Origin of the sequence: Flavobacterium sp., assembly GCF_036405015.1 — a bacterium.
Classification (GTDB): Bacteria; Bacteroidota; Bacteroidia; order Flavobacteriales; family Flavobacteriaceae; genus Flavobacterium.
This window is the reverse complement of the sequence record NZ_DASWYK010000157.1, coordinates 1-18721: the sequence shown is the minus strand read 5'-3', so window position 1 is coordinate 18721 and position 18721 is coordinate 1. Positions and strand designations below refer to the sequence as shown.

Below are 18721 nucleotides of genomic sequence, written 5' to 3'. Positions count from 1 at the left end.
GATCTTTTTCATTTTGATATATTTTTTTACTTAGAAAGTTACGTTCAAGCCCGAGATGAATGTTTTGGAGTTTGGATAAGAACCAAAGTCAATTCCCGGATATAAGTTGTTTTGTTCGTATGAACTTACCTCTGGATCATAGCCAGTATATTTCGTCCATGTAATTAAGTTTTCTGCAGATACATAGACTTTTACGCTTTTTGTTCCCAGTTTTTTTGAAACGCTTTTTGGTAAAGTGTAGCCTAAGGTGATTAATTTCAATCGTAAGAAAGAAGCATCTTCTACATATCTTTCAGAAACAATTCCTAAAGGAGAACTTGTCGCTCTCGGAATTTCATTACTTGGATTTGTTGGTGTCCAACGATCATTTAAGGTTGATGCTGCATTGGTTCCCAGAGTAGAAATTTCTAACTGCTGGTTTAAAGCATTGAAGATTTTAGCTCCATAAGATCCTTGAAAAGAAAAATTCAAATCGAAATCACCGTATGAAACTGTGTTGCTGAAACTTCCAACGAATTTTGGCTGAGACGTTCCTAAGTTTCCTTTGTCCAAAGCAGTAATTACGCCATCTCCATTTGTATCAACATATTTTCTGTCTCCAACTCTCGTATTGGCCAAACTGTTGATTTTTGGCTGAGTATTGACTTCTTCCTGAGTTTGGAAAATTCCATTTGTTCGATATCCCCAGAAAGTTCCCAAAGGCAAACCAACTTTTACGATAACAGGCTGTTGCTGTAATAAAGAACCGTTTGGAACTACTGGAAAAAATTCGTTTACGCCATTTCCAATCTCTGTAACTTTATTTCTGTTTAAAGAAAATACAATGTTCGAGTTCCAAGCGAAGTTTTCTGTTTTAACGTTTTCAGTTGTTAGACCAACTTCAAAACCTTTATTTTCAACTCCGCCAATATTTTGAAGTACAGTGGCATAACCAGAACTCAATGGAACTGGAACGCTGATTAATAAATCGTTTGTTTTTTTGTAATACACATCAAAAACAAAATTGATTTTTCGGTCCAATAAGGATAAATCCAATCCAACATTATATTGAGTTGTTTTTTCCCATTTCAAATCCGGATTTGCCAGTCGGGTAGGAGCGATTCCGGTGTATAAAGTTCCGCCGAAAGAATAGTTTACAGAACCCATTGAAGCAAGAGAAAGATAATTTCCAATTTCTTGGTTTCCTGTTGTTCCGGCTGTAATTCTAAGTTTGGCTTCGGTTACGCCTTTGATGTTGTTGGCAAATTCTTCGTCAGTAATATTCCACGAAAATCCTGCTGATGGGAAATATCCCCAAAGTGATTCAGCGCCAAATCTAGAAGAACCGTCAGCACGTCCAGAAAGTGTAAAGTTGTATTTTCCTTTATAAGAATAATTTACCCTTGCCAACCACGATTTTAAAACACTTTCATAAGCTTCGCTATACGGTTTTACTGCCACACCATCTTGAAGCGCATTGTAGGTATTCGCATCATTCACAAAAGTATTAGCTCCTGCATTTACGACTTCACCTTTTGTATATTGAAGCGTATAACCTCCTAAAGCAGAAAACTTATGACTTTCTCCAAAATTGGTGTTGTAGTTTAAAGTGTTTTCATTTAAAACAGAACCTACCAAACGATCTCCAACAGAGGCTAAACCTTTTGTTCCGGCTCCTGTTGTGGTATTAGAGGGTGCATAATAATTTTGTTTGGTATTTAGAACGTCGCCACTTACCGCAACTTTCGCAGTTAGTTTTTTAGTGATTTTATATTCACCAAATAAACTCGTCAGGATTCTGTTTAAATTGGTTTCGTTAGTAGTATTTTCCAAATCATTAATTGCGTTTGGAACATAACCGTTTACGGAAGTTGCGTAAGGATTATTAGTGACATTATAACTTCCATCAGCATTTTTTATCGGAACAACTGGCGCTGTTAATACAGCAGCAACAATCGGATTAGGAGTTCTTCCGCTTCCTGCAGTTCCAACTCCATTGGCAAGAGAATAGGTGTAATTGGCATTGACACCGAATTTAAAGTTCTGTGAATAGTTTCTTTCGTAATTAGCACGTAGCGAAATACGTTTAAAATCAGAACCCAAAACAATTCCTTCTTGGTCAAAATAACCTGCCGAAATCGAATATCTAGACCTTTCATCGCCACCAGAAAAAGATAAATTATGACTTTGAACTGGTGCCGCAGTTCTAAAAGCTGCCGACTGCCAATCGTAATTTCCAGAAGTTTTAAAAGCTTCGATCTGTGCATCCGTAAAAGAAGGGGCCTGACCAATACTCGCCTGAACGTCGTTACGCAAACTTGCCCATTCGCTGGCATTCATTAATTTCAATTTCTTGGAAATATTCTGAAATCCGAAATAACCTTGATACGAAATATTATCTTGTCCTTTTGTTCCTTTTTTAGTTGTAATAATCACAACACCATTCGCACCACGAGAACCATAAATGGCTGTAGCAGAAGCATCTTTCAAAACCTCAATAGATTCTATATCTGCTGGATTTATTGTTGACAAAACGTTGACACTTGCTCCCGCATAAGTAACTCCTGCAGAACTATTAGCGTTATCATTATAAATCAGGATTCCGTCAACAACATAAAGCGGTTCGTTACCAGCAGTAATCGAGTTCCCTCCGCGGATGCGAACACTCGAAGAAGCACCCGGACGCCCTGAACTTTGTGTAACTACAACCCCAGCAACAGCGCCTCGTAAAAGATTATCTGCCGAAGAAGTTACTTGTGATAAATTGGCTTTTGGAACCGAAGCTACAGAACCTGTAATGTCTTTTCTCTTTTGAGTTCCATAACCCACAACAACCAATTCATCTAGTTCTTGTCGTTCTTCTTTAAGATTAATAATTACTGGATTTTTTTCTACAATTACTTCGGCTTTTTTATATCCAATGTAACTTACAATTAAGGTGTAAGGGAATTTTTGTCCTGTCTGAAAATAAAATTTTCCTTCAGCATCGGTAATAACGCCGTGAGTTGTTCCTTTAATGGTAACAGAAGCACCAATAATAGGCTGATTGGTAATGGCATCTACAACAGTTCCGTCAAGTTTAGATTGAATAAGCGGGGTGGTATTTTGGGCTTGTATTCCTGCCGTCAGCAGCAGGAGAAATAACAATATGTATATGTTTGAAATTTTTTTCATTTCTTTGTGTTGGTTTTAAGTAATTAACAAGACGCCCTGAGCACTGTTTATACAGCACTCTAAAAGTGTTCTTGATTTAGTGATAAATGTTCTTTAAGCCTCGCCATTTCTGTTGCCGCAGAAATGGCTTTTTTTATTTACAGCAGCAGCTTTGCATTGTTTTCATTTTAGTTTTTTTAATTGTTAGTCATTTTAATTTTTGAATAATAGGTATGATTTCAAGAATCAGTCAAATGCGATAAAAATGCATTTGAAAGATTTTTGGGTAAACTCAGTAAATATTTTCGATGGTGAATTTTTAAGAAATCTGCTTTTGAAAAAAATAAAAAGCACATAAAATAAAAGTAGATTTTTAACAACAGAAACACATATAACAAAAAGTGTTATAAGTGTATACTTTAGGAAGAATGTAATGCGATATGCTTTCTGTCGTTTTCACAATAATAATTTTTAAGTTTGAAACATTATTAAACTCTACTAATCCTATAGACAAAGTTAAATTTTATATAATAAAAACCAAAAGTTTGTAGATTTTTTTTTGAAAAAACTGTTTTTGAGAAGGTGAGTTGAAGTTCTAATTATTAAATAATTCCTTATTTTAAAGGGTTTAAAGAAATATTCTCAACTAGAATAAATGTTAAAATAAAAATGAAATGAAAAGCAAAATTGTAGTATTTTACATGGTTTTAAATACTTTTTATATTTAATATAACGAATTGATTTAAACTAAAATCAGCAAAAAAACGTCAGTAAAACTCTTTTAGCTAATTATTATGCAAATTTCTAACTTAATTTTAAAGTTGATTTTGAATAAATTAGAGTAAATTTATAGAGACCAAAAAGAAAACAAATTTTTTTATTCATGATAAGGATAAATACTTATATTTGTAATAAGTATTTTTACTTAGTTTTAAATTAGCAAAATGATAGAAGTAAAAGAAGCATTAGAAATTGTAGCAGCAAACAGCTCGAATTTATCCACACAAAAGATTGCAGTTAAAAAAGCACTTGGATATGTTTTGGCAGAAACAATTTATTCGCCAATTTCAATGCCGCCTTTTAGACAATCAGCGATGGACGGTTATGCTTTTATTCATTCAGAAAGACATCAATTTGATATAGTTGGTATTTCTCAGGCTGGGGATCATGCTAATATAAAACTAAAAGAAAACGAAGCAATTCGAATTTTTACTGGTGCTTATGTTCCAGATAGAGCAGATACAGTTGTCATGCAGGAACATGTCATGGCAAATGAAAGTTCCATTTTAATTGCAAAAAAGCCTGAACCTTTTGCCAATGTCAGAAGTAAAGGGGAACAAATTAATGCTGAAGATGTTGTTTTTGATGTTAATACTTTGATTACGCCAGCCGCAATCGGATTTTTAGCTTGTTTGGGAATTACAGAAATTACGGTTTATAAAAAACCGAAAGTAGCCATTTTGGTTACAGGAAATGAATTGGTAAAGCCAGGCAAAAAACTGTCAAAAGGTAAAATTTATGAAAGTAATTCGGTAATGTTAGAAGCAGCTCTTCAAACAATTGGAATTAAAAAAGTAAAAATTCATACCGTTAAGGACAATTTAAAAGCTACAAAAAGTGCTTTAAAATCAATTTTAGAAGAAAATGATGTAGTTTTAATTTCGGGCGGAATTTCAGTTGGCGATTATGATTTTGTGAAAGAAGCTTTATTGAAAAATGGTGTAGAAGAGCTTTTTTATAAAATCAATCAGAAACCAGGAAAGCCAATGTTTTTTGGCGCTAAAAAAGATACTTTGGTTTTTGCTCTTCCGGGAAATCCGGCGTCGTCATTGACTAATTTTTATATTTACGTTTATCCAGCTATCAAAAACAGAATGGGATTTTCGAATACACATCTACCAAAAATAGTTCGTAAATTAAATAGTGCAATAGAAAATAAAACGGGTAAAACGCTTTTTCTAAAAGCTTTATACGATGAAAAAAATGTGACCATTCTTGACGGACAAAGTTCTGCAATGCTTAATTCTTTTGCTATCGCGAATGGTTTGGTGATTGTGCCTCAAGATGTTGAAAATATCAAAAAAGGACAATTGGTTACGATATTACCGATTGATTAGATTTTTTTGGAAGATAGAGAGAATAGAGCATAGAATATAGAGGAAAGATTTTTTTGGCTAACTATTGCAAGCGCTGTATAAATTAAAACATAGCCAGCAGTTTCAAACATTCGAACACAAGCCAGAAACTTGAAACTTGAAACAAAATCAACCTGAAACAAATAGAAACCATGGAAATATCAGTATTTATTCTTTGCGGAGGAAAAAGCTCACGAATGCAGTCAGAAAAAGGATTGGTTTTGTTTCAGGATAAACCATTCATCGAACATATTATTCAAGCGATTTTGCCTATTACAGATAATATAAAATTGATTACAGCATCAAAAGAATATGATTATCTGAAATATGAAAAAATTCCGGACTTAGTTTTAGATAAAGGTCCGATTGGTGGAATTTACACTGCCTTGTCACATTCTGAAACCGAATTCAATCTGATTTTAAGCTGTGATATTCCGTTAATTTCAACCGAATTATTACAAGAATTAATTTCAAAACATACTAAAGAAGCAGGAATTACAATTTTTGCTTCAGAAAGTAAAACGCATCCGTTAATCGGAATTTATTCGAAAAGTATTGTTCCTACCATCAAAGAAGCAATCGAATCTAACGAATTAAAGATGATGGATTTACTGGCGAAATTGCCACATCAAATTATAAACATAGAAGAAAGCGAAAACTTTCATTTAACCAATATTAATTCGGCTGACGAATTAAACGATCTGAATATCAATTTAATTTAAAGACTATGCGAAATGTAAAAACACCAAAATTGACGATTGTAGGCGCAGGTCCAGGCGATGTAGAATTGATAACATTAAAAGCAATTAAAGCTTTGGAAAGTGCCGATGTAGTGTTGTATGATGCTTTGGTAAACGAAGAATTACTGGAATATGCATCAAATGCTGAAATTGTTTTTGTTGGAAAACGTTTAGGCTGTCATGCTTACACGCAAGATCAGATTAACGATTTGATTGTTTCGATGGCGAATATTCACGGTCACGTGGTTCGTTTAAAAGGAGGCGATTCTTTTGTTTTTGGAAGAGGAAGCGAAGAGATTGATTATGCTGTAAAATTTGGTTTAGAAACGGCTGTTGTTCCAGGAATTTCCTCTGCTTTGGGAGTTCCGGCTTCTGCTGGAATCAGTTTGACGCAACGTAAAATTGCTGAAAGTTTTTGGGTAATTACGGGAACAACTTCCAATCATGAACTTTCTAAAGATGTTCATTTGGCGTCAAAATCGGCTGCGACTGTGGTTATTTTGATGGGAATGCATAAATTAGATGAAATCATTTCCATTTATCAGGAAAACAGAAATGATGATCTTCCGATCGCTATTATTCAAAACGGAACAAAAAATTCTGAGCAAAAAGTGATTGGAACTATAAACACAATTACTAAATTGGTATCCGAAAAGAATATTTCATCACCTGCTATTATAGTAATTGGCGAAGTAGTAAAAAATACATCAAAATTAACGGAATATTTTCAAGAGCATTTTGATGATGAATTTATCTTTCAAAATTTAAACTTATAAGCATGATCGAGGTTAAATATTTTGGAGCTGTTGCTGAAAAAACAAAATGTGAATTCGAAAAATTATCTTTTTCAGAAGAAGTATCACTGCAAAAACTATTGCAGGATTTAAACGAAAAATATGAGTTCGAATCTTTGACTTTCAGCGTTGCAGTAAATCAAAAAATAGTTTCGAAAGCTGTAGATTATACTTTGCAAACCAGCGATATTGTGGCTTTGTTGCCTCCATTTGCTGGAGGTTAAAAATAAATTTATGAGCGGAACTTCACGATATAACAGACAAATTATACTTCCTGAAATTGGAGATGTTGGTCAGTACAAATTATTAAAAGCTAAAGTTTTGGTAATTGGTGCGGGAGGTTTAGGCGCTTCAATTTTGCCTTATTTAGCTGGCGCTGGAGTTGGAGAAATCGGGATCGTGGATGATGATCTTATCGAAGTTTCAAATCTTCACAGACAAGTAATTTATAAAACTTCGGCTGTTGGAAAAGGAAAAGCGGGAGAAGCAAAAGCGATGATTTCAGAATTAAATCCGCAGGTCAAAGTGAATGTTTTTTCGGAAAAATTATCTGAAAAAAATGCTATTTTCTTATTCGAAAAATACGATATTATTGTTGATGCAACAGATAGTATTTCTATAAAATATTTAATTAATGATGCGTGTCTGGTGACTAATAAACCAATGGTTTACGGCTCTATTTTTAGATTTCAGGGACAAGTTTCGGTTTTCAATTATCAAAACGGACCCACTTACAGATGTTTATATCCCGATGAAAATTCGAATTCCGCAAATTGTGAAGATGCTGGAGTAATTGGTGTTTCTGTTGGAATTATCGGAATGTTTCAAGCCAATGAAGTGATTAAAATGATTCTTGGAATTGGAGAAGTTTTAAGCGGAAAAATATTGGTGTATAATATGCTGAATAATGAACAGCAGAAGTATGACTTTGAAAAGAATTCCAATTTGGAAATGACTAAAGAAGATTTCGAACGAAAATACAATTCTGTTGAAAATCAAATTGAAGAAATAAAATTTGAACTTCTTTTGGATGAAATAGAAAAAGATGAGGTTCTTTTTTTGGATGTTCGAAATGAAGATGAATTGCCAAAAATCAAATTGAAAAACAGCATTCAAATTCCGCTTTTAAATTTAGAAAACGAAATTAAAAGCCTAAATAAAAATCAAGTTATTTATGTTTTCTGTCAATCAGGAATTAGAAGTAAAATTGCTACTGAATTGCTTCAGAAAAGTCAATTTCAAAATGTAAAAAGTGTTGCTGGTGGCGTTTTAGTAATGCAAAATTTATTAGAGGAATAAAAGAATAGCCACGACTCGAGCGAAAGCGAACAGGCGAAGCAATTCACGAATTAATCTGATACTTTGCGGATAGATTTTAAAAAATAAAATTTGTAAATGTGAATTACACAAATTATTGCGTGATAATTCGTGACCCGAGCGATAGCGAATAGGCGAAGCAATTCGTGGCAGAAAAAAATAAAAAAATGAGTAAAAATGTATTTGTAGAAGGACCGATTTCTCCTGAATTTATTGCAGAATCGATCGCCAAACACCAATCCAAACATACAATTGGGGCGCACAATATTTTTCTGGGACAAGTTCGCGCAGATGTTATTCACGATAATACAGTTGTAGCAATCGATTATTCGGCTTATAAGGATATGGCAAATGAAGCATTGTATACAATTCGCGAAAAAGCTTTTGCTAAATTCGATTTAACCTGTATGCACATTTATCACAGTCTGGGCGTTGTAAAAGCAGGTGAAATTTGTTTATTCGTTTTTGTTTCGGCAACACGTCGCAAACAAGTTTATGAAGCAACAGAAGCCATCGTAAACTGGATCAAAACCGATGTGCCGATTTTTGGAAAAGAAATGTTTGAAAACGATACATTCACTTGGAAACAAAATAGTTAATGGTAGATATTACGCATAAAATAAGCACTTTAAGAGTCGCAACCGCAACCGCAATTGTAAAAGTCAGCAAACAGGAAACAATTGATGCGATTGTAAACAATTTAGTGCCTAAAGGAAATGTATTCGAAATGGCAAAAACAGCTGGATTATTTGCGGTTAAAAACACGCATTTGTCCATTCCAGATTGTCATCCGCTTCCAATTGAATTTACTTCTGTAGAATATAATATCGAAGGTTTGGATATTCATATTATTTTCAAAGTAAAAACCGTTTACAAAACCGGAGTTGAGGTTGAAGCGATGCATGGCGCGTCGATTGTGGCATTGACAATGTACGATATGCTGAAACCAATCGATAAAGAAATCGAGATTTCGACCATCAAATTAATCAACAAAGAAGGCGGAAAATCGTCTTTCAAGAATAAATTCCCGAATGCAATTAAAGCCGCAGTTTTCGTTTGTTCCGATTCGATTTTTGCGGGAGACAAAGAAGATCGTTCTGGAAAAACTATTGTAGAGAAATTAGATTCGTATGGAGTTGAAACTTCTCATTATGAAATCATTCCAGATGAATTAGATATTATTCAGGAAAGAACTAAAGCTTTCGCTAAAGAAAATCAGTTAGTGATTTTTACGGGCGGAACCGGTTTGTCTCCAAGAGATGTTACGCCAGAAGCTTTAGCGCCGATTTTAGAAAGTAGAATTCCTGGAATTGAAGAAGCGATTCGCAATTACGGGCAACAAAGAATGCCTTATGCAATGCTTTCGAGAAGTGTTGCGGGAACTTTGGGGAAAACGTTGGTTTTGGCTTTGCCGGGTTCAACAAATGGAGTACGAGAATCGATGGACGCTGTTTTTCCGCATGTGATGCACGTCTTTCATATTTTAAAAGGTAAAAATCATGACAGCTTCTAACACTATTTTGACGGATAGTTTCGGGCGCAGACACAATTATCTGCGTATTTCGTTGCTGGAAAAGTGCAATCTGCGTTGTACGTATTGCATGCCTGCTGACGGAATCGCATTATCTCCAAAAGCCAGCTTAATGACGGCTGACGAGATTTTTGCAATTGCTCAAACTTTCGTGAAAAATGGTGTTGACAAAATTAGATTAACAGGCGGTGAGCCTTTACTTCGAAAAGATTTTCCTGAAATTGTTTCCAAATTATCAGAATTAGAAATTTCACTTTCGATAACGACAAACGGAATTTTAATTGACCGTCATATTGAGACTTTAAAGCAATTTAAAGTTCAAAAAATCAATTTGAGTTTAGATACTTTGGTTTCATCTAAATTTGCTTCTATAACGCTTCGAAATCAGTTTGAGAAAGTGATTGACAATCTGCATTTGCTTTTGAATAATGATTTTCAGGTAAAAGTAAATGTAGTTTTGATTAAAGGTTTTAATGATAATGAAATCGTTGATTTTGTGAAACTGACTCAATTTCTACCCATTTCTGTTCGTTTCATCGAATTTATGCCGTTTGCTGGAAACGAGTGGGACAGGAGCAAAATGGTTTCGCAGAGAGAGATTTTATCGTTAGTAGAAACTCAATTTTCTTCTGAAGAAATTCAAAAACTAGAAGACGAAAAAAACTTTACTTCAAGAAATTATAAAATAAAAGATTTCCAAGGCGATTTCGGAATTATAAGTTCCATTACCAATCCGTTTTGTGACAGCTGCAACAGAATCCGCTTGACGGCTGACGGAAAAATTAAAAACTGCCTTTTTTCTAATTCAGAAACTGACTTATTAACGGCTTTTAGAAATGGAGAATCTATTGAAGATTTGATTTCAGATTCCATTCAAAACAAAAAGAAAGTCCGCGCAGGAATGTCGACAGTAAATGAAATAGACAATCCAATACTTCACTCCGATAATCGCAGTATGATTGCGATTGGGGGATAGATTTTACTTCTGAGAATCTTTGTCAAAGTTTAAAACTTTGACAAAGATAAGTAAGCATAAAGTTTATCATTCTGAGGAACGAAGAATCACACAAGTGTTTCCATACAGTGTTTCTAATGCCTTTGTCGAGTTTCGTGTGTGATTCTTCGTTCCTCAGAATGACAAAAAACAAAAAAGGTTCAACTTTACGTCAAACCTTTCTCCAGAATTATTTTTTCTTTTTAGCTTTAGCTTTAGCCTTTTTCAAAGCTTGTGCTTTCTTTTCAGCGGCTTTTTTTGCTTGAGCTTTTGCCTTTTCCTTTTTCGCTTTTTCTTTTTTCTTTTCGGCGGCTTTAAGTTTAGCGTTTTTAGCTTTTTCTAATTTTTTGATGACCGCTTTAATCGCTTTTTCTCTTTTCTTTTCCTTTTCTTTTTTGGCTTTCAGTTTCGCTTTAAGCTTTGATTTTATATCGTTTTTTTCTTTGCCAATTTTTTCAACGGTTACAACAGGCTTGCTTTCAGAAACATTATCAGTTTTAATTTCTACAATTTCAGAAACTATAGGTTCTGTTTTTGCAGGTGTTGTAGCAACTTTTTTTACAGTAGCTTTCGGAGTTGTTTTAGAAGCAGCTCTTACAGGTGTTTTTGCTGCTGGTTTTACTGTGGCTGCTGGAGCTTTCGTAGCTGTTGTTCTTGCGGCTGTAGTTCTAGAAGTGGTCGCTTTTGTCGCTGGTGTTTTTGCAGCAGTTCTTGTTGTTCTTTTAACTGTTGTCTTAGTTTCTGGTTGAACTTCTGTAGTGGTTTCTACAGCTGTTTCTGCTGGAATATCGGTTGCATTTTCAGCAGGTGTGCTTGGATTTCTTTTTATCATAACTGTATTTTTTTGTTGAGTAAAATAGCTTGATTCTAAGAACATTAAATTGCATCTGAGGTATAATCTTTGGTGCAGATTCTTAGCTTAGTTAAATATACACAATTTTTTTTAAATACATGAAGGTTAAGTTTTTACTGTTTTACAAGTTCTAAAATCGTAAAATTACTTTTTGGCGCTTCGCACAAAGAGCAGCAATAATCTTCTGGTAAATTCTCAAATAAAACTCCTTTCGGGATGCCTTGTGTTTCGTCTCCGTATTCTGAATTGTAAAGCGTTAAACATTCCTGACATTGATAAATATCCAACTGTGGTTTTTCTTTTTTCTGCGGATTTTCGGTTGTTTCTGAAGCTGTGTTTCCAAGTTCCTCAAAATATTTCCGACTTAATTCTATTAAAATCGTTGGAAGTTCCAATTTGTCAATGTCTTGTGAATGTACAATGTATTCGCGCGTATTCGGGTCGAAGTTCTTCGCGAACAAAACATTATAAGTATCCCTGATTTTAATGGATTCTAAAGCGGCTGGAAGTTCATTTTTTTCGATGACAATCGAGGTAAAGTAATGTCCGTCGCGATTGTATTCTGAAATTCCGAAATTCAATCCATAAGTGCTGATGTCGAATTGGTCTAATGTTCGAACTAAGAAAGTTTTCAGGTTTAAAGCCCATTCCATTGCAACAGGCAAATGCCAGTTTAATTCTAATAGAGAATGGCGTACGTTGATACCGCGTTTGCCTAAGAATTTTTCCCATTCCAGTTTTCGGTCTTTTGGAATTCCTTTTATAATGAAAGATTTCCAAGGTGTGATACAGATTTTCCCGATTTTGCATTCAAAACACAAATCGCACATTTCTTTCAAGAAATCCAAATCGTATAAATTGTTTCGCCAATACAATCCTAACCAATATTGGTCGATTCCCATTCGATTCATTCCTTCGTAATACGGAAATGGATAAAATGGAATGTTTAAAGGTTTGTCAATCGTTCTATTATTCGTGTCTAAAGCTTCGCTCACTAAAGTGAAAAGCATTTCGATATCAACAGATTCTTCTTCAGCTATTTTTTCGATTTCATAATAGATTTTAGCCAAATCCCAGCTATAAAGCAAAACAGGATAAACCTCCATTTTCTCCCATTTTGGAAGACGAATGTACAAATACCAATAATCTTCCAACTCAGAAGCAATAAAGTTTAAATGTCCCGTAAACAAAGGAACCAATTGCTGTTTGGGGTCGGTTATGTTGACTTTTAGTTTTGGCTGTTCCTTAAATTCTTCTAAAACATATAAAAAACGGTTTCCAGTAAGCCAATTTGTATTTCTAAAAATATCGGTCGAAACATAAGATGAAACGATATTATTGCCACTTTTTTGATCAGGATAAACAAAATGATGTTTTCCTAAAGTGGTTTTATCCAAAGATTTAAATCCTTTCGGGAAAATAATATCTTGCCTAGAACCAAAGGAAATAGAATCCAGACCTTCGTCTAAAGCGATATTTACAACTTCCTGTAATTCCCCCGGCGAAATAACGCCTCCTTTTACTATTAATCTTGTCAATTCCATTTTTTCTTTAGTTTTCAGTCTCAGTTTTCAGTCTCAGTCTCAGTTTGTACTGAAAACTGAGACTGTAACTGAAAACTCATTTACACTTAGCGAGTATCTCTTTTACTTCTGTTTTACAGCTTCCGCAACCTAAACCTGCGCCTGTGTTTTTGCATAATTCGGTAAAATCGTTGACACCGCTTTTGATGGTTTCTTCAATGTTTCCGGCTCCAACTTGACTGCAGGAACAAACCAATTTTCCTAAAACAGGTTTTGCGTTTGAGCTTCCTCTTAAAAGCGTATTTCGTTTGTCTGATAATTCGATTTTGCTTTCGATCATCGTTTTAAATTCGGCAAATTCATTTTTATCGCCCATTAAAATCGCGCCAACCAAAAGATCGTCTTTTACGATGCATTTTTTATAATAACGTTTTTTCAAATCAGTAAAAACAATTTCTTCATACGAATCGTCGTTTTCTGGAATAGTCAAATCACCTATACTGCAAAGGTTGATGTCTTCTAATTTTAGAATATTCATTAAAATCGAACCTTTGTAATAACTGTTGATATCGCCCGCAAGGAAATTCGCCAAAATATTAGCTTGTTCTTCGGCGGCAGAAGTGATTCCGAAGAGTTTGTTTTCAAATTCGGCTATTTCTCCAATCGCAAAAATATCCGGATTTGAAGTCTGTAAATACTGATTTACTTTGACGCCACGTCCGCATGCGAGTCCGCTTTCGCGAGCAATTTCAATATTCGGAATCGTTCCAATTGTATAGACAATCGCATTTGCCGTTATGATTTTGCCACTTTTTAAAGCAATTTCGATTTCATTCGGATTATCGGTTTCAAAAACAGTACTGACTTCATTATCAAAATAAATCTGAATATCACGTAACTGTACTTCTTCGGCCAATAATTTACTTGAAATTCGGTCTAACTGACGTTCCATCAAACGTGAAGCACGCTGAATAATCGTGGTTTTTACTTTTTTATGTTTTAAAGCTGCCGCCAATTCTAAACCTAATAATCCACCGCCGATAATGACAACATGTTGTTCTTCTGGCGGAAGATTGGTGCTGTCTAAATGTTTTTTCAAACGATCAGCATCTTCTTTTCTTCTAACGGTAAAACGTCCAGGAAGATGAAGTTGCGCATTTTCTGGAACAAAAGGACGACTTCCGGTTGCGATAATTAACGAATCGAAAGTATGAGTTTCGCCATGACTGTCTAAGATTGTTTTTTGTTTTGGGTCTAGTTTTTCAATCGAAACACCAGCTTTCATGGTAATTTTCAATTTGTTGAAAGTCTCGCCGTCTTTAACTTTCAACAGCTGTTCCCAAGTAAATTCTCCCGTCATGTATTCTGGAAGCAAAACACGATTGTAAAATGGATTTACTTCATTAGAAAAAACAATAATTTCATCGGTTGAATTGAATTCGCGATAGTTTTGAATGAATCGGAAAGAGGCTGCTCCAGCACCCACAATCGCAATTTTCTGAAATGGTTTTACATATTTTTTAATCGAAACCGTTGTGAACTTAAAATCAGGTTCTTTTGAAACTGGATCGACAACAGTATTCGTTAAATTATTCGTTCTGTTTAAATCATTTTCGAGCTGTTTTCCCCAATGCATCGGCAAGAATAGCACTTTTTCTTTGATGGTATCTGTAACTTTTGCTTTTACGCGAACTTCTCCGTTTTTGCTTGAAACCACGACAATATCACCGTTTTTAATATCGTTTTTAAAAGCATCAATCGGATTTATTTCTAAAACCGGACTCGGAATATGGGTCAATAATCTTGATACTTTTCCCGTCTTTGTCATCGTATGCCATTGATCGCGAATTCTTCCTGTTGTTAGGATAAAAGGAAATTCATCATTTGGCTGAACTGATGTGTTTTCGATAGAAACCGGAAGATTAAAAATCGCTTTTCCAGAAGGCGTATAGAACTTTTTATCCGTAAACAATCGCGGAGTTCCCGGATGATTATAGTCTGGAACAGGCCATTGAAAAGTTCCTTCGCTTTTTAAACGATTATAATTTAAGAATGAAATGTCAATATTGGTGTTTTTGGTAAGCGCGCAATGTTCTTTGTAAACTTCTTCGGCACTGTTGAAATTAAATCCGTTGAAATTCATTTTTTTAGCAAAACGAATCAAGATTTCAATATCTGGAAGCGCTTCTCCCGGCGGATTTATTCCTTTTGGCAGATACGAAATACGACGTTCCGAATTGGTCATCGTTCCTTCTTTTTCTAACCAACCTGCAGCAGGTAAAAGTAAATCGGCAAATTTGGCTGTATCGGCATTATGCGAAATATCCTGAACGACTACGAATTTAGCGTTTTGAAGCGCTTTTTCGGCTCTTCTAGAATCAGGTAAACTCACTAACGGATTGGTGCAGATAATCCAAACGGCTTTCATTTTTCCAGATTCTAAAGCTTCAAACATTTCTGTTGCCGTTAAACCCGGTTTGTCTGAGATCTCGTCAACGCCCCAAAAATCAGCCACTTCTTTACGATGTGTTGGGTTCGCAATGTCTTTATGCGCGGCCAAAAGCGTTGCCATTCCGCCAACTTCGCGTCCGCCCATTGCGTTGGGCTGACCTGTTAACGAAAATGGTCCAGAACCTGGTTTTCCAACTTGTCCTGTCAATAAAGATAAATTCAGCAATGCTGTATTTTTATCAACGCCAACCGCACTTTGGTTTAATCCCATTGCCCAAAGCGAAATAAATCCTTTTGCTTTTCCGATAATATCAGCGGCAAGTTTGATTTCATTTACTGAAATTCCACAAAGTTTAGAAGCTTTTTCAAGCGAAGTGCTTAAAACTAAGTCTTTATATTGTTTGAAATTTTCTGCGTGATTTTTAACGAAATCATGATCGACATAACCTTTTTCAATAATTCGTTTGGCAATCGCGTGATATAAAATAATGTCTGAACCTGGAATAATCTGTAAATGTAAATCGGAAAAAACGGCTGTATCTGTTCGTCTTGGATCGATACAGATGATTTTCGTTTTTGGATTTTTCTCTTTGTGTTTTTCAAGTCTTCTGAAAAGAATAGGGTGGCACCACGCCGGATTTGCTCCCGTAATTAAAAAAGTGTCAGCCAATTCGATATCATCATAAGCAATTGGAACAGAATCTTCTCCGAAAGTCTTTTTGTAACCGACAACCGCAGAACTCATGCAAAGTCTGGAATTGGTGTCGATATTATTGGTTTTCAAAAAACCTTTAACCAATTTGTTGACTAAGTAATATTCCTCAGTCAAACATTGTCCCGAAATATAAAATCCAACGCTGTCTGGCCCGTGTTTTTTGATAATAGAAGAAAAAACTGCTGCTGCGCGATCCAAAGCTGTATCCCAGCTTACACGTTCCAGAGGATACGATTTACTGCCGCGCATTTCTGGATATAAAATTCTGTCTGAAGTATCATTAACTACGTAATGCAGATTCATTCCTTTAGAGCAAAGCATTCCTTTGTTTACAGGATGATCTTTGTCACCTTGGACCATTACACTATTTTTAGCATCGTTGGTTACGATTATACCGCAGCCAACACCGCAGTAGGAACAGGTAGTTTTGATCTTTGTACTTTGCATTACAGTTCGGTTTTAGATAATCACTTACTTAAACTTAAAAACAAAAATAAGTATTTTTTAAGTATTAATACTTAATTTTTAAATTTATTTTTTTAATTTTGATGAAAATAAATGAGCAACAACACCTTAGTTTTTAATTGCTGAAAATTAGAACTCATGAAAGAAGAACAAGCTATATGTTATTCTTGTGCAAATGAGAATTGTTTTATAAAGAAACACCTGCATTTGGAGCAGATGACTACTTATGTTTCTAAAAAACAGAGTTTAATCTGTAAAAAATCAGATCCATTTATTACGGAAGGTGCGCCATTACAAGGTCTTTATTTTATTTGTAAAGGGAAAGCAAAAACCGTAAAAACAGGAATTAATGGCCGAGAGCAAATTGTTCGTTTAACTACAAACGGAGACATTGTAGGTTTCCGCGGATTCGGAACAGGTAAACGTTATTTGATTGGCGCTTATGCATTGGAAGATACTGTTTTGTGCAATTTTAGTAATGAAACAATGCTCGAAATTTTACAGCACATTCCTGAATTTACTTATGCTTTAATGTTATTTTATGCCGATGAATTAAACAAAAGCGAGAACAATATCCGAAAGATTGCTCATATGAATGTTCGCGAGCGTGTGATTGATTTACTACTTTATATTCACCGCAAATTCGGACAGAAAAATGGTTTGATTGATATTGAGCTTTCGCGAAAGGAAATCGCAGATTTTGCAGGAACTACAGAAGAGCAGGCAATTCGTATTTTGTCAAGTTTGAAAAAAGAAGGATTGATCAAAACAGAAGGGAAACGTGTTGGGATCTTAGGGATTTCAGAGTTGAAGGCTGAAATTATGGAGCATAAGTATTTTTAAGGTTCTAAGATTCTAAGATGCTAAGGTTTTTGTAGAGACGCTAATTCGTGCGTCTCTACGGCGTATTTTATTTTTTCCTTCCCACAAATCGAATCACAGAACCAGTTCCGTTATGGAATAAACCTTCTTTAAGTTCGATTTCTTTTTCTTCTAATTCAATGATTTCATAGTTTGGAAAATCAGCTTTGATTTCTTCTATAGAAAATAAAGATTCAATATCTTTTGGTCCGCCAACTTTTTCATTTTTTGTTACATATTCCAAATGTTTTTTACTGAAAGCCTCAAAAATGATTATTCCGTCTTTCTTTAAAAGTTTATCAAGTTCTTGGTGAATTTTCGATTTTATAACAGCTGGAAAATGAGCATAAATTAATGCAATCGCATCAAATTGCTTTTCTTCGAAATCTAAGGTTTCTAATTCTCCTACTTGATAATCGATTGAAACATTATTGTTTTTAGCTAGCAAAATTGCTTTGTTTTTACCTTCTTCACTAATATCAAAAGCCGAAACTTTCCAGTCTAATTTTGCTGCGAAAATGGCGTTTCTTCCTTCGCCTTCAGCAGGAAAAAGAATAGTTCCGGGTTTTAGTTTTTCTATTTGTTCTTTTAGATAATTATTGGGTTCTTCGCCGTATGCAAATTCTTCGCTTTTGTAACGATCGTCCCATCTTTGAGTCCAAGTATTGTTCATTGATTGTGATTTTAATAGATTATGAATGAATGTTTTAATCTGAGCCTAAAAAGTTCGTTTTGCCATTCTGTATATCAACTTCAGCAAAATCATGTTTTCCATATACAACCAAAAGTTTTGTGATTTTATATTTTAAGTATCTAATTTTTGGTTCCCCAACTTTAGGTTTTCCACAAATATTTATAACATTTGTCTGCCATTGTAATTTATTATTTTTATAAGCAGAAATGGTTTGCAGATCTTTTTCTACAAAATAAATGATATTATTTTTTTCAATTCCTCTTTCGTGTGTACTTGCGAAATTTATTTCTGATTCTTTAGAAATTAATTTTGGATCAAATTTTTGGGAGAAATTTGGTTGGGTGAAAAAGAATGTGAGAAGTAGAAAGGTATAAGTTGATTTCATATAAAAAAATATTGAAAAGCTGAATCAAATATACCCATTTAATATCAAAAAAAATACCCTTCTTCAAGACATGAAAAAGGGCAGTTAATTATATATAATTATTGATTAAAGAAAGAATATTAACCAACAAG

15 protein-coding genes are annotated in these 18721 nt (G+C 34.5%); 9 read left to right on the top strand and 6 right to left on the bottom strand.

The genetic code is table 11. The features are described 5' to 3' along the window. Positions 1-30: 30 nt before the first annotated feature. Positions 31-3153 (bottom strand): TonB-dependent receptor, encoded by a 3123-nt coding sequence (locus VGE71_RS12435; protein ID WP_331138620.1) that lies wholly within the window; start codon positions 3151-3153, stop codon positions 31-33. Positions 3154-4076: 923 nt separating this feature from the next. Between VGE71_RS12435 and glp the strand changes: the two genes are divergently transcribed. The 8 genes from glp (at position 4077) to moaA (ending at position 10625) form a co-directional block, all read left to right on the top strand. Continuing rightward, a complete protein-coding gene (gene glp, locus VGE71_RS12430; protein WP_331138619.1) occupies positions 4077-5249 on the top strand; it encodes a gephyrin-like molybdotransferase Glp in 1173 nt (390 codons plus the stop codon). Positions 5250-5419: 170 nt separating this feature from the next. Next, the gene (locus tag VGE71_RS12425) at positions 5420-5989 is read left to right on the top strand and encodes a molybdenum cofactor guanylyltransferase (protein ID WP_331138618.1); all 570 of its coding nucleotides are present in this window, start codon (positions 5420-5422) and stop codon (positions 5987-5989) included. A gap of 5 nt (positions 5990-5994) precedes the next feature. Continuing rightward, positions 5995-6783: a uroporphyrinogen-III C-methyltransferase gene (gene cobA / locus VGE71_RS12420; protein ID WP_331138617.1), complete on the top strand. Its 789-nt coding sequence runs from the start codon at positions 5995-5997 to the stop codon at positions 6781-6783. A 2-nt stretch (positions 6784-6785) separates the two neighbouring features. Continuing rightward, positions 6786-7025: a MoaD/ThiS family protein gene (locus VGE71_RS12415; RefSeq protein ID WP_331138616.1), complete on the top strand. Its 240-nt coding sequence runs from the start codon at positions 6786-6788 to the stop codon at positions 7023-7025. Positions 7026-7035: 10 nt separating this feature from the next. Then, positions 7036-8100, top strand: coding sequence for a HesA/MoeB/ThiF family protein (locus VGE71_RS12410; protein WP_331138615.1), 1065 nt, complete (start codon positions 7036-7038; stop codon positions 8098-8100). Positions 8101-8285: 185 nt separating this feature from the next. After that, a complete protein-coding gene (locus VGE71_RS12405; protein WP_184161086.1) occupies positions 8286-8717 on the top strand; it encodes a molybdenum cofactor biosynthesis protein MoaE in 432 nt (143 codons plus the stop codon). Continuing rightward, a complete protein-coding gene (moaCB, locus tag VGE71_RS12400; RefSeq protein WP_331138614.1) occupies positions 8717-9631 on the top strand; it encodes a bifunctional molybdenum cofactor biosynthesis protein MoaC/MoaB in 915 nt (304 codons plus the stop codon). Before VGE71_RS12405 ends, moaCB begins: the two co-directional genes overlap by 1 nt. After that, positions 9618-10625 (top strand): GTP 3',8-cyclase MoaA, encoded by a 1008-nt coding sequence (moaA, locus tag VGE71_RS12395; RefSeq protein WP_331138613.1) that lies wholly within the window; start codon positions 9618-9620, stop codon positions 10623-10625. The genes moaCB and moaA overlap by 14 nt, the downstream gene beginning before the upstream one ends. 208 nt (positions 10626-10833) lie before the next feature. Here the strand turns inward: moaA and VGE71_RS12390 are convergent, their stop codons facing one another. The 3 genes from VGE71_RS12390 to VGE71_RS12380 all read right to left on the bottom strand — a co-directional run bounded on the left by VGE71_RS12390 (position 10834) and on the right by VGE71_RS12380 (position 16632). Then, complete coding sequence (locus tag VGE71_RS12390) at positions 10834-11475, bottom strand: hypothetical protein (protein WP_331138612.1); 642 nt, start codon at positions 11473-11475, stop codon at positions 10834-10836. 134 nt (positions 11476-11609) lie between these two features. Next, positions 11610-13040, bottom strand: coding sequence for a rubredoxin (locus VGE71_RS12385; RefSeq protein WP_331138611.1), 1431 nt, complete (start codon positions 13038-13040; stop codon positions 11610-11612). Positions 13041-13116: 76 nt separating this feature from the next. Beyond that, the gene (locus VGE71_RS12380; RefSeq protein ID WP_331138610.1) at positions 13117-16632 is read right to left on the bottom strand and encodes a molybdopterin-dependent oxidoreductase; all 3516 of its coding nucleotides are present in this window, start codon (positions 16630-16632) and stop codon (positions 13117-13119) included. A gap of 156 nt (positions 16633-16788) precedes the next feature. On the opposite strand from VGE71_RS12380, the gene VGE71_RS12375 reads away from it, so the two are divergent. Continuing rightward, entirely contained in the window at positions 16789-17493 is a 705-nt protein-coding gene (locus VGE71_RS12375; RefSeq protein WP_331138609.1) for a Crp/Fnr family transcriptional regulator, read from the top strand. Between the two features lie 67 nt (positions 17494-17560). Here the strand turns inward: VGE71_RS12375 and VGE71_RS12370 are convergent, their stop codons facing one another. Both VGE71_RS12370 and VGE71_RS12365 read right to left on the bottom strand, forming a co-directional pair. Beyond that, positions 17561-18184 carry a class I SAM-dependent methyltransferase gene (locus VGE71_RS12370; RefSeq protein ID WP_331138608.1) on the bottom strand — a complete coding sequence of 208 codons (624 nt, stop codon included), beginning with the start codon at positions 18182-18184 and terminating at the stop codon, positions 17561-17563. A 34-nt stretch (positions 18185-18218) separates the two neighbouring features. Beyond that, complete coding sequence (locus VGE71_RS12365; protein ID WP_331138607.1) at positions 18219-18590, bottom strand: hypothetical protein; 372 nt, start codon at positions 18588-18590, stop codon at positions 18219-18221. Positions 18591-18721 lie beyond the last annotated feature (131 nt).